The sequence below is a fragment of the Thalassobacillus sp. B23F22_16 genome (genome assembly GCF_043496955.1).
GTDB lineage: Bacteria > Bacillota > Bacilli > Bacillales > Halobacillaceae > Thalassobacillus > Thalassobacillus devorans_A.
Window position 1 is genome coordinate 314847 of record NZ_JBIEKD010000001.1, and the last position, 12554, is coordinate 327400.

At 42.6% G+C, this 12554-nt stretch carries 8 protein-coding genes; 2 read left to right on the forward strand and 6 right to left on the reverse strand.

Annotated elements, in window-relative coordinates:
• Positions 1–265 precede the first annotated feature (265 nt).
• The 4 genes from ACGTNI_RS01575 to ACGTNI_RS01590 form a co-directional block, all read right to left on the reverse strand.
• Entirely contained in the window at positions 266–1825 is a 1560-nt protein-coding gene (locus ACGTNI_RS01575; protein WP_394459478.1) for a response regulator, read from the reverse strand.
• Positions 1803–3272 (reverse strand): sensor histidine kinase, encoded by a 1470-nt coding sequence (locus ACGTNI_RS01580; protein ID WP_085507133.1) that lies wholly within the window; start codon positions 3270–3272, stop codon positions 1803–1805. The genes ACGTNI_RS01575 and ACGTNI_RS01580 overlap by 23 nt, the downstream gene beginning before the upstream one ends.
• Positions 3269–4264, reverse strand: coding sequence for a sugar-binding protein (locus ACGTNI_RS01585; protein ID WP_394459480.1), 996 nt, complete (start codon positions 4262–4264; stop codon positions 3269–3271). The genes ACGTNI_RS01580 and ACGTNI_RS01585 overlap by 4 nt, the downstream gene beginning before the upstream one ends.
• Before the next feature lie 318 nt (positions 4265–4582).
• Complete coding sequence (locus ACGTNI_RS01590; protein WP_394459482.1) at positions 4583–5308, reverse strand: hypothetical protein; 726 nt, start codon at positions 5306–5308, stop codon at positions 4583–4585.
• A 144-nt stretch (positions 5309–5452) separates the two neighbouring features.
• On the opposite strand from ACGTNI_RS01590, the gene ACGTNI_RS01595 reads away from it, so the two are divergent.
• Both ACGTNI_RS01595 and ACGTNI_RS01600 read left to right on the forward strand, forming a co-directional pair.
• Positions 5453–6499, forward strand: coding sequence for a M14 family zinc carboxypeptidase (locus ACGTNI_RS01595; RefSeq protein WP_394459484.1), 1047 nt, complete (start codon positions 5453–5455; stop codon positions 6497–6499).
• A 363-nt stretch (positions 6500–6862) separates the two neighbouring features.
• Positions 6863–8827, forward strand: coding sequence for a metallophosphoesterase family protein (locus ACGTNI_RS01600; protein ID WP_394459486.1), 1965 nt, complete (start codon positions 6863–6865; stop codon positions 8825–8827).
• Positions 8828–9025: 198 nt separating this feature from the next.
• Here the strand turns inward: ACGTNI_RS01600 and ACGTNI_RS01605 are convergent, their stop codons facing one another.
• A complete protein-coding gene (locus ACGTNI_RS01605; RefSeq protein ID WP_394459488.1) occupies positions 9026–10432 on the reverse strand; it encodes a PTS transporter subunit EIIC in 1407 nt (468 codons plus the stop codon).
• Positions 10432–12522 carry a BglG family transcription antiterminator gene (locus tag ACGTNI_RS01610; RefSeq protein ID WP_394459490.1) on the reverse strand — a complete coding sequence of 697 codons (2091 nt, stop codon included), beginning with the start codon at positions 12520–12522 and terminating at the stop codon, positions 10432–10434. Before ACGTNI_RS01610 ends, ACGTNI_RS01605 begins: the two co-directional genes overlap by 1 nt.
• Positions 12523–12554: the final 32 nt, after the last annotated feature.

Below are 12554 nucleotides of genomic sequence, written 5' to 3' on the forward strand. Positions count from 1 at the left end.
CTTTTTAGGTACTATTACCTGCACAATCTTGTCATTACCTTCACTATTTTGTCCTGCGATTTATAATCCCCTAGTTACTGCCAGAAAGAAAGATGACATTCTAAATATGTTTTTTTCCTAACGAAGTAATGTTCTGTCCTAACTCGACTATGTTCCTCCTTAACGTAACGAGGTTTTGCCTTAACGCGACAAACTTCCGGCCTAACAAAAAAACGCCAAGGATTAAACCTCAGCGTCTTACTTATACATAATACAAGAATGTTTTTTATTTTTTAAACTGCGCCTGCTTCCGGTATTGATTCGGGCTTCTTCCCACCTTTTTCTTGAACACCCGACTGAAATAATTCGGATCCTTGTAACCAACTTTGAAGCAAATCTCTTTCAGGCTATGAACCGGATCGTTCATCAGTTCCTTTGCTTTGCCCACGCGGATACCGGTCAAATATTCGATGAAAGTAACACCTTTCTTTTCTTTGAACAATTTACTAAGGTAATAGGGACTAAGATCCACGTGGGCAGCTACTTCTTCAAGTGTCAATGGATTCGCATACTTCTCTTTCATGTAATCCATCGCGCTTCCGAGTTTTCCTTTGGCATGGACTGCTCGCCATGTATTGACTTTCTCGACCATACGACGCAATTCATGCACACATTTTTCCTCCAGTTCACTATACGAATGAAAATGGGAAAAGTGGTCGAATCTCTCAGCTTGTATGCCCATGTCGTTCATCATTCGTGTTACGATAATGAACAGTTCGTTCATTTTGGCTGTCAATATACCGAGTCCATCTACCTGCTGGTCTTTCAAATAAAGTGAATATTGCTCTAAGGCAGTGGAAATATCCCCGTTTTTCACCGCATCCAGCAGTTCTTTTTCGCGTTTAAATGCATACACTTCAGGACTTTGATGATGATTATTTTTATCCGCAAACAAGTAAGTCACCTGGTCAGAACTTTTGATATGCTCAAGGGCATGGAGTGCTTCGTGATAGGAACGATTCATCTCGTCTGTCGACGCATAAGGGGTCCCAATACCAACATGCATCCGTATACCTGTTTGTTTTTCAAACTGATGAAGGAGATTACGTACGAATGGAAGCACATAGCTTAGAAACTCGCTTTTGTCCGTACCAGTTAGCTGATCGGACAAAAAAAACACCGGCAGCTTTTCTTCATGGTTAGGACTGAATAATTGAACATCTTTCGAGTGGTTTCTAATATACTCTTTCACCCATGCAAAACTCTTATCCCGATCGTTCGCCTGACGAAAATCGATTACCATCGCATAGCCGCAGGTTATATTGATATCCAACAGCTCACTCCATTCTGTCAAGTCAAGGTCCTGCATGTGATCGACCAGCATAGATAGCGCCCACTCGGATTGCATGAACTTCAATGCTTTATTGAATTGACGTTCCAGGTACTGCTTTTCAGCCACCTGACGACTCTCTTCGACTATTTCCCTTTCCACCCGCCGTACCGCCGCGACGACTTCCTGTTTCCGGCTCGGCTTCAGCAAGTATTCTTTGACACCCTGCTGCATCACGTTTTTCGCATATTCAAATGTATCGAACGCCGACACCATGATGAACCGTGTGTTCGGTAAATTTTTTTTGATTTCCGTGACCGCTTCCACCCCATCGATGCCCGGCATCTTAATATCCATTAGAATGATATCCGGTTCGGCTTCAAGCGCTGTCTCGATCGCCTGCCTGCCATTAGCGGCTTCGGCAACCACATCAGCGCCAGGACATTCATTGGCAATTATCTTTTTCAAGCCTTCCCGCTCAATCCATTCATCATCAACCGCCATGAGACGCAACATAGTGATCGCTCCTCTGCCTCACATAATAAGGTAATTTAAATCGCACAGTAGTTCCCATTTCCAATTCGGATTCAATATCGATTTCACATGCTCCTTTATAAAAAATTTCCAGCCGTTTGATGACATTACGCATGCCAAGACCGGTCGAATGACCTTTTGAGGTTAATTCATTCCTGGCGCCATCATCCGAATCCAACAATTTCTTTTTGACGATATCATCCATGCCGGCGCCATTGTCCCATACTTCAACGACTACCTGGTTGTTCTCGTTATATACGTTCAACCCGATTTTTGCTTCCTGTTCATATCCTTCAATGCCGTGAATAAAGGCATTTTCCACAATCGGCTGCAATGTCAGAATTGGAATTTCGATATCCAAGCACTCCTCCTCAATGGCTGTCTCAAAGTTCACACGATCACCAAACCTGGTCTGCTGGATAAAAAAATACTCCTTCACTATGTTCACTTCATCCTTCAAGGTGGATGGTTTATCCAGGGTTCCCAGGTTATAGCGCAGCAGTGCCGAGACCGATTCGATTAAACTGCTCGTCTTATCGGCATCCTCCAGATAAGCCATCTTATTGATGGTATTTAATGTATTGAAAAGGAAATGAGGATTGATCTGGCTTTGCAGACTCTTCAGCTCCATTTCTTTAAGAAGCCTGTCGAGTTCCGACTGGTCCTTGATTTCCTTGATCAGCTCGCGGATATTTCCCCTCATCCGATTGAAGGTATCTCCTAATAATGCCATCTCATCATTGGTCCGTACCTCAACATCCTCACCGGAAAAATCCCCTTTGGATATTTTCCTGGCAGATTCGGACAAAAGCCTGATCGGTTTCGTTAGCCCTCTCGAAAACCAGAGAGCTGCCAGCAAACTCAAAATTATCGTAGAGAAGAACAGAGAAATTCCCATCGCTTGAAAGTAGAAATTCTTCTCTTCCATCAGATGATAAAAATCCTGGTAGCCGGTAAGCTCACTGTTCAACAGACTCAATGTCGTATCCTGGATATATTGGGAAACCTGCGAAGCTTCATTCAAGTGGAACGAATAGACATTCAAGTCCTCTTCGTGGAAAGCATCAATCGTAAGCTCGCATTCTTCCAGGAATGTATCAATCAAATTAAAATAATTCGTGACCATCAGTTGGTTCTCTGCATTTCCTACTTCTTCGAACAACCGTTCTTTATCTTGCTTCAGCTTCGTACTGGCTTCTTCATAATTTACGAGGAATTCCGGAGATTTTTCTAAAATATAAGCATTCATCTCTTCATATACAGTGGCTGTTTCCTGGGAAATCTGATTAAGTATGATAAATCGCTGGAAACTGTCATGGTATTTATGTATGGTATGCTGGCTGTTTTGATAAAGGTAAAACGTGACCCCATTTACTAACAGAACAAGGAGGACAACAAATATCATGATTTTCGTCCTGATGCGTTTCATTGGACCTCCGCCTCAATCATTTCATTCCTATTTAATGGCAGGTCACCTTGCCGGATTACGCGCGTTTCGGTATGGTTGATCGAATCGACAGCTTTCCCCTCCAGCACCTGAACCATCGCCTCGATACTTTTGTACCCCATTTCATACGGCTGCTGGATTACGGTCGCTTCAATTTTTCCTGCTTCAAGCAATTCCAGCGTCTCTGGTAAAATATCAAAACCGATGACATACGTTTCCTGTGACTTTCCCATATATTCCAGCACTTCTGAAATGCCAAGGGCATCGAGTGCGCTCGTCCCGTAAAAAGCATTGATCTCTGGATGTTCCTGAAGGATTTTATAAGTCTTTTCCGCAGCTTGTATTCTTGTAATCTGGGAAGCCTCGATTGCAATGATCTCGACACGATTTTGCTCCCTTATTGCATCTTTGAAACCTTGGACTCTCAGTTTCTGGTGATTCGTATCGAATTTTCCGGTGATGATGCCGACTTTTATTTCTCCTTCCGTGTCGGCGAGCAGTGCCTTACCAGCCAATATCCCCGCATAATAGTTGTCTGTCCCAATATAAGAAATACGATCGCTTTTCGCAGCATCCGTATCAACTGTCATAACAGGAATCCCTTTTTGCACCACTTTATTGATGAGAGGCGTAAACTGTTCCTCACTCAGCCCCTGAGTAAGGATTCCATCCACTTTCGCTGCCGCAGCCATATTTATAGATTTCAGATGTTCTTCCTGATCCGCCTGCTTCGGCCCGGTATATTCCAAGGCTATGCCGAAATCCCTGGCCGCATCCCGAGCCCCCTTTTCAACCAGTCGCCAATAATCATTATTGATTTCTTCGGGAATGAGAACAATGTGATGCCGGGGGTATGAATAAGCCTGTGTTACAGTGTCAGGATTTATACTGAAAGCTTTAATAGAAAAATATAAAAAGACCGAGAAAACGGTTACAAACATGATAAAAGCCGCACCATAAAACAAACGAGTCATCTACCTCTCCTCCCTTCGTATAATGTAATAGTTTAGCATATTTGATCGAATATTTTTCAATTTTCTTACTCTTTCACTGGTAAAATATTAGTAAAACTTAGCTTATCGCCAAGTCCTTATGGCGAAAGCCTAAATTTTTCTTACACTTTAATCCTTCAACAAGGTTAAACGTTCTTAAAAGTAAAAAATGCTCGGAGCTTACCCTCCGAGCATTTCCTTTGATTGCAGGTATGAATCTCATCGTTATAACAAAAAGTTGAAAAGAGCTCCTTAATTGTGTATCGTGCACCTCCCTGCAAACATTTACTTTTACGAAAATTATTCCAAAGGGATCAATTTCACCCTTGCAGCAGTTTCCATAACATCCCCATCAGACGTCCAGAAGATATATTCCGTTTCCCCAAAACTCCCATCCCCTAAGATGGTATTTACATCTGCATAACCTGCACTCCCATAAATGATAAAATTGCTTCCTTCCCCTACAGGGACTGCTTTGTATCTCCCTTCTGGAAAATCCTGACCAACAAGGTATTGCCCGGCAGCGAATTCCTTTGGCTCCTCTCCAGTTTCTACCACTATATTAGTCAATCTTTCAATCTCGCTTTCTAAGTCAGACACTTCTTTCTTTTTGCCTTTGATGGTGGAATTAAAGTCATCAATCTCTTTTTGGAAAGTGGATAGCTCCTGTTCAGCTGCATCGCGTTTTTCAATGACTTTTACCGCTTCATCATACGCTTCTTTTTCCTTCTTATAATCTGCCTTCACTTTATCCAGCCTTTGCTCGGTATCCCGAATCTCTTCCTCGTTCTCCGTCACCGTCTCATCCTTCTCTTTCACTGCCTGCTCTACCTCTTCCTCCAGTTTTTCTAGCTCTCCTTCCGCTTTGCCGATCTTGGTTAGCAATTCGGAAAGGGTTACTTTTGAATCCTGGAATTCTCCTTTGGCCTGGGTGGTGCCAACTCCATAAAATATGGATGCAATGAGGATGATAGCTAAACCAATCCCAGTAACTTTAGCTGTTTTCGATTTGAAAAATTCTTTCACCTGTTCTCCCCCTTTTATTGTCATTATATTCCTGAACTCTATGACCAATGACCAATAGCTCAGTAAGACCATTTTCATAAATGGGTATTGAGAAAAGGAATCAAGTGTTCTTTGTCGAAATGTGTAAACAAAGGAGGAATTTGTATGAAAAAACAACTAGCAACCATCGCCTTATCCGGCACAATCTTTGCCGGAGGAGTAATTGCTGACATCCCGACAGCCCAGGCGGCAGGAAATGGACCAGACTACCAGGGGCACGAGACGATCAACACTTCCATCCTCCATACATACACAGAAATGGTGAACTTCCTGGAAACACAAGAGAAAAAACAGGCAAATATGGAGCTCGAAGTGATCGGGGAAACGGTGAAAGGACGGGACATGCATATGGTGAAGTACATGCAGAATCCGGACAACCCGACCATCCTCTACATAGCCCAGCAGCATGGTGACGAGGCGCTAACAACAGAAGGGTCACTTGAATTCATCAAGCAACTTGGCACGGGTAAGATAAAAGGAATTTTAGAAAATGTCAATCTCCTGATCATCCCGATGTATAATGCCGACGGTGCAATGGGAGATGTCAATTACGAATTAGAAGATTATGCAGCCAAGGGCGATCGCCACCTGACCCGCCTGAACGCAAATGAGGTAGATCTGAACCGGGATCATGATGCCAAGACACAGCCAGAAACGCAGGGCCTTCATGAAAATGTTCTGCAGCAATATGATATTGATTATATGATCGACCTCCACCATCAAGGAGCCCAATGGATAAAAGACGATAAATATGTATCCGGTGCCATCTTCCCTTCTCACCCTGACCATACAGCACCGGATGTATTTCACGGCTCCCAGCAGCTCGGCGCTGTTGTCTACGATGCCATTGAACCAAAAGGCTGGGGTCATCTCGCTAACTATGCCGGAAAAGGTTCCGCGTATGACAACGGCATCAGCGTCTATGGGCTCGCTCATGATTACGACATTTCTACCCTGCTTTTTGAAATGCGAGGAACGCAGGACAATGCCAATGACTTTGAAGTACTAGGTCAAAAGAGTAATGGATACCTGACCAAACAGGCAGTAGTAGCGATGGATGCAGCAGCCAGAGCGATTGCGGATGGCAGCATTCAGGAGAAGGATGTTTCTTTCTGGCATGACTTACCTGTTCAGGAAGAGCGACCGTATTAACTTATCTACTAAATTAATTTTAATAAAGCCTGCTCCCTGGGATGGGGGCAGGCTTTATTTATGGTCTAGTAACTTAGTTACAATTTCATAGTTATTTTATCACTATCTGCTAGAATTCAATTCTTTTCCTACACCCGTATGATAGGCTTTAACCAATCCTATTTCATAGGGGGGATGCCCTTCTATTTTTTCGGAATAAGTGTAAGAAAAGAAAGCTTCAATAATGTCTCTATCCTCTAAGATCAACCTCACACCTATAGACTTCTCTACCTTTTCAACGAAACTAATGGTGTTGATTAGTTCCTTTTCTATTAATTTTTCAAAGCAGAGTAATCTGCAATAAAAAAATAAGGGAGAATCATAATGAAGAAAAGTGTATTGTTACGACGGATTGTAATTCCGACCATTGCTTCATTAATCGCTGTAACGAGTCCGCTTCCCTTTGTAGAGGCAGCGCCAAAGGGAAAAGCAGACCAGAAAGTTTCAGAATCAACCGTCCGTGAACCAGAAACAGGGTTTCGGGTCTTACCTTACTTACAGTCCCCATCCAGCACATCCATGACGATCAACTGGGTTTCAGAAATAGTTGAACCTGGCAGGGTCATCGTAACTGGTCCCGGCATGGAGGCGAAAAAAGTGACTTCTGCACCGCAATACATGGATTTAATGGAGTATACACAGAAAGAATTGGAACAGGAATTAACCTATGATAGCGGCAATGGCGTCGTTGAAACACTTCCGCAAGGCTCCTGGTTAGAATCCAATTCCAACTATAAACATTCGGTAACCATTGACGGTTTAGAACCTGACACTAAATACAACGTTGTCGTTAAGCAAGGGAAAAAGACACATACGTCTAAATTTGAAACTTTTCCAGACAGCGAAGATTGGGATGAATTATCGTTGATTGCCTTTTCCGATACGGAGACCGAACCATTCGGTGAATTGGAACATCGGGAATGGGAATTACATCCGATCAACCCTTACGCTCCAGGTTCTGAGGAGCGTCCTGGTGAAGGGTCTGCATTTGATCAAAAGTATGGCAACCAGGAACGAAACGATATGTTTTTGGTACGTTATCCACTGGACCAGCAAACGGCTTTAAATGAAAACCTGGCTCATATCGAAGCAGCTGATCCCGATGCGTTACTAATTGCTGGGGATCTATCACAAGGTTCCGGATACCAGCCGGCCTGGGATGAATTTTGGCGGCACTTTGCTGGTGACTTTACTGATTTCGCAACACATACCCCGTTATTACCGGCGATAGGAAACTGGGAAACTTATGCCTCCATAAATGGCGGATATGGCAGTGCTGAAGATCGTTCACCGGCGGTCATCTCACGTAATAAGTACCATGAATACTTCGATACTCCTGGAGATGAGGACAACCCTCAGTATGAAGATTCCTACTACCGGACAGATATCGGGCCAATCACGTTATTAACCTTGGATTCTACCAACGGCATCCCTGATGAGTCTACCGCAACCGGGACTTTGACGGGTGAACTATACAGTGAAAATGACGCTACACTAAATGAATCCGTATGGGCAGAACAAGGTGTGGATGGTGATCCATATATCACTACCGATACGCAGGGACAATTTACAACCGAAGCTTATAATCACGCGTTCACAAAACTTTTCGATGGACTATCACTCGAGGATTCAGACTTGCCTAACTTCAATCCAGGCACGGAGCAATATAAATGGGCTGAAGAACAGTTACAAGACGCACGTAAACAGGGACAGATTGTTCTAGTTCAGTTCCACCATGCTGCCTATTCCAGCGGTGTTCATGGGGCACCGCCAAATCACGAATATGCCGACAACCAATCCGGTGTCGCCATGCGTGTCTATTCCCCCATGTTTGAAGAATATGGCGTAGCCGCTGTCATCTCCGGCCATGATGAAATGTTCGAACGAAGCTGGGTTGACTTGGATGGCGACGGCAATGGTTTTCATTCCTATGACGTGGGTGTAGCCGCTGACGGCTTACGAGGAGAAAAAATGATTAGAGATGAAGACGGCAACCTTGTCCCGCAAGAATTTAATACGCACACCCAATGGAGCGCCACCAAAGATGAGCCGGAGTATTGGGAAACGAACGAAAATGGCGTCAAACACTTAATAGATGGCGGCTTACATTACGGCCATCTTCAGATGGACTTTGAAAATAAGCCGGATGGTATCGAATTAACAATGGCACCAGTCTATATCTTCCCGATACTGGATGATAACTATGACCTGGTGCGTACGGAACGCCGTGTCTATGATGATGTGCAGACGATTCAGTTTGATGATGAGGGTAATATCATACAAGATTAATATTGTATCAAGGTGATTTGCACATCAAAACTTAACAAATATTAACACTCCCACCATTATTAAAAAGTGCCTGACCCCCACTGCAGTAAAGCATTAACTCACTGAGGGTCCAGCACTTTAAATACTCACAAATTAGAAAGAGCAACTGGAGGCATCCATTTTCATGTGCCTCCCTTACTATTTTCCATTAACACAATACTAAATACGACCTTCTTTAATATCATTAGCTATATCCTCGTAATAACTCCGATCCGTAAACGTATTTAAATCGATAATTTTTTTACTTCCTGCTACTAGCTTTACATCCTTGAGCAGTTGGCGATGACATATCAGTATGTCTGCATCCTCAGGTATATCATTTAAAGATGCATTATCTACTGCAATATCTAAGTCCATTTTTCTAAGTTTACCCTTAAGCATGGCAGCTCCCATTGCACTGGAACCTAAACCCGCTTCACACACAAAAATAATCTTATTTATAGTTCTAGGGGCTTCTTCTTTCATGCTTCCTTCTTCACTAGCATCTTTTCTATAATGTTCAATTCTTTCGATTTCTTGAAGCTGCGTGAAATTGAGGATGGTTCTGCGGTTTTCATCTTCTGTTGGGGAGAGATCGGACTGTTTCAATAACATGATACTCGTTAAAAACGATACCAGGGCAGATATAATTACACCCAAAAATACGAATACCATATCCTGCTTCGGCGCCAACCCGACAAATAAGAAGATACTACCCGGCGACGCAATTGATACCAGACCGACATAGTAGTTTTGGAATACGAATATGCCACTTACCCCTCCGAGAATCACAGCAATTAATAGTTTGGGGTTCAATAGGATATAAGGAAAATAGACTTCATGGATTCCTCCGAATATATGAATGAAGGTCCCCATTTTGGCACCTCGTCGCTGGTTCCCTTTCGTTTTGAGCCAATATGCCAGCAGGACCCCTAACCCTGGACCGGGATTAGCTTCCAATAAAAAGAAAATAGACTTTCCTAATTCTTTGGCCTGATTAATTCCTAATGGACCCAGTAGGCCATAATTTAAAATATTATTGAAGAAAAAAACCTTCAATGGTTCGATGAGCGTCGCTGCCAATGGAAGGTAAGGAGAATAAATGATTTTTTCCAGCATTTGTACTGTCCACTCTACTCCACTTGCATAGGATTGCCCTACATATAAGAAGCAGACGATGGTGAGGAATATCGTCGGGATTGAGAGCAGGACATTGGTGACAAGTAACTCATAGCCGGCAATGGGGAGACGGCGTTTGACTAGTAAGTCTACGTATTTGGTCATGTAACCGACAAGCGGCCCGACGATCATAGCACCAAGGATTGCCGGGGCAGAACTGGCCAGTGTAAGCCCATAAGTAACAATGGAAGCAGCCACTCCGCCCCTTTGTCCACTGATCAGCCGACCACCAGTATAGGCAATCAATATGGGAAGAAGTGTATTATATATCGGGTTCACCAGAAGAAGGATTTGATGATTATACCACCATCCATATACACCGAATATTTCTCGGATGATACCTGCTACAATGATCACGGTAATATTTTGTGCAACCATCGCACTTAGCAGTTGACCGGCTTTTTTCATCATTGTTTTCCTTTCAGCAATTCTCGCATCTTTTCTTCATAGGAATCACTAAGCGTTTTTTCTATCACAGCTTTTATTCTGGCGGAATCATGCGATTGAATCGTCTCTATAAAATCTTCATCTGCTAAGGCTGCACTTATTTCACTGATCATCTTGATATGTGGTTTCGGTGCGTCTTTAGGTGAAGCTAATAATAAAATAGTAGATACCATTTGTTCCGCTTCCGTATCATCCATCCAGCTAATCTGCTGATCGATTAAAAATATGCTGACCAACAGTCCCCCTAGACCTGTAGACTTCGTGTGAATCATCGCCACATCATCTAATACAAACCCACCAAGCTTCTCTCTTCTTGCCAGGTCGGTTAAAACTATTTCTTTGTCAATGAGGTAGGGGTGATCTTCCACTTCTTCCAGTAAAACGGATAAGTTAATAGCTTCCTTGCCACTTAGGTGAACGAACGTTAAACCATCTAAGATTCTCATCATCGCTTCACCATATTGTGCTAGTGGTCTTGTTTCCAAATGTACTTCCGCTGGCTTAGTGTTAGTGGTTGATAGCTTCTTTAACGCTGCTTCTACATTTTCCCTATCATCTTCAGTGAAAAAGGGACTGACATGGACGACTTTATTCTCCTCAACCATAGGTAAAGTAACAGTAGAAATGATTACGTCAACCGGATGTGCATCCATCGCTTGCAGCTGCTGGATAGAAATAATATCCACAACAGAAATATGAGGCATTTTCTGTTGAAGCGTAGAAGCCAGGTAAGTGGATGTCCCGAAACCACTGGCACACACGACAAACGCCCGGTACCGCTTCTCTCCCTGTTTTTCCATCCGAATCAATGAGGCTCCCATATGCATCGTCAAATATCCGACTTCACTATCAGGAATGTTAAGATCCGTTAATTCTTCTAACGTCTTACAAGCGTTTCGGCAGGCCTGAAAAACTTCGCCATACTCTTGCTTGGTACGTTCTAATAATGGATTATGTATTTGTAATCCATGCTTGAGCCGATTAATTGCCGGTGCAAAGTGTGCAATCAATCCCTCCCTTAATTCCTCATCCCACTGCAGTGACCGCTGCAGATTTTTTTCTGTTTCATTAATAAACATTTCCGTCAATTCAACCCAGGAGAGCTCTTCCTGATCAGTTGAAACTCTATCATATTTCGCTACCCGCGCCCCTGCGAGGTGCAAGGCTATATAATCGACTTCGATATCCGGAACAGTAATACTAAATTCCTCTTCGATTGCATCAACAATTAGTTGAGAAATCCCAAACAAATCTTCCTCAACACTTAAGGCTGCCGGGATATCCTTATCGGTTACAAATTGATCCGCTTTGATTCTTTCTACTGCTAATAATAAATGGACGATCAAATTCACATAATTCTTATCTGACATTTCGAGTTTATATTCATGCTGAAGAATATTTTTTACTATGCTTTCTACTATATTGATCTGGCTTGCTGATGCTAATTTCAACAAGCGGGCACGTATCATATCATCCAGCACAGTTTCTTTTTCTACTTGATTAAACAATTGCATCCACTCTTCGAATGAAATATCTTTATGAATTAACTTTGATAATAGATTTCTTCTCTGATATTCTGTCGCTTTAAGGTAAACACCCAAACCTGGACGGCGAATCAAAGTAATATCATGATGTTTTAAAAACTTGGCTACTTGTTCTAAGTCATTGCTGACAGTAGCTTCTGTTACATTATATTCTTTGCTGAGGGTAAATTGTTTAATTGGTTCCTCAGATAGTAACAAGTCATACGTCATCCATTCCCGTCTGTCTTCCGGGGAAAAGGTGGATGGTGTCTCCGTTTGCTCTATAAAGTCTTTCAGCTGTTCCATGTCATTTTCTTTTCCTTTTAAATAAATTCCCGATCCAATTTTTTTCATTAATTTCACATGATAGGGGGCCAGTAACGGACGAAGGTTGTTCATTTCACGTTGAATGGTGCGTTTACTAACCTGGAAATAATCAGCAATACTCTGATAGGAAGTAACAGTTTCTGTGTTTAGTAAATATCGCACAATCTCTTTTTGTCTGTAGCTGAAATTGCTGGTGCTCATGACTATCTCCCATTCCAATACTTTTTTCCTAA

Coding starts and splice junctions, on each gene's coding strand:
- ACGTNI_RS01605 (WP_394459488.1), bottom strand. CDS start 10,432: ATGAAAAAAGCCGGTCAACTGCTAAGTGCGATGGTTGCACAAAATATT.
- ACGTNI_RS01585 (WP_394459480.1), bottom strand. CDS start 4,264: ATGACTCGTTTGTTTTATGGTGCGGCTTTTATCATGTTTGTAACCGTT.
- ACGTNI_RS01595 (WP_394459484.1), top strand. CDS start 5,453: ATGAAAAAACAACTAGCAACCATCGCCTTATCCGGCACAATCTTTGCC.
- ACGTNI_RS01600 (WP_394459486.1), top strand. CDS start 6,863: ATGAAGAAAAGTGTATTGTTACGACGGATTGTAATTCCGACCATTGCT.
- ACGTNI_RS01610 (WP_394459490.1), bottom strand. CDS start 12,522: ATGAGCACCAGCAATTTCAGCTACAGACAAAAAGAGATTGTGCGATAT.
- ACGTNI_RS01580 (WP_085507133.1), bottom strand. CDS start 3,272: ATGAAACGCATCAGGACGAAAATCATGATATTTGTTGTCCTCCTTGTT.
- ACGTNI_RS01575 (WP_394459478.1), bottom strand. CDS start 1,825: ATGTTGCGTCTCATGGCGGTTGATGATGAATGGATTGAGCGGGAAGGC.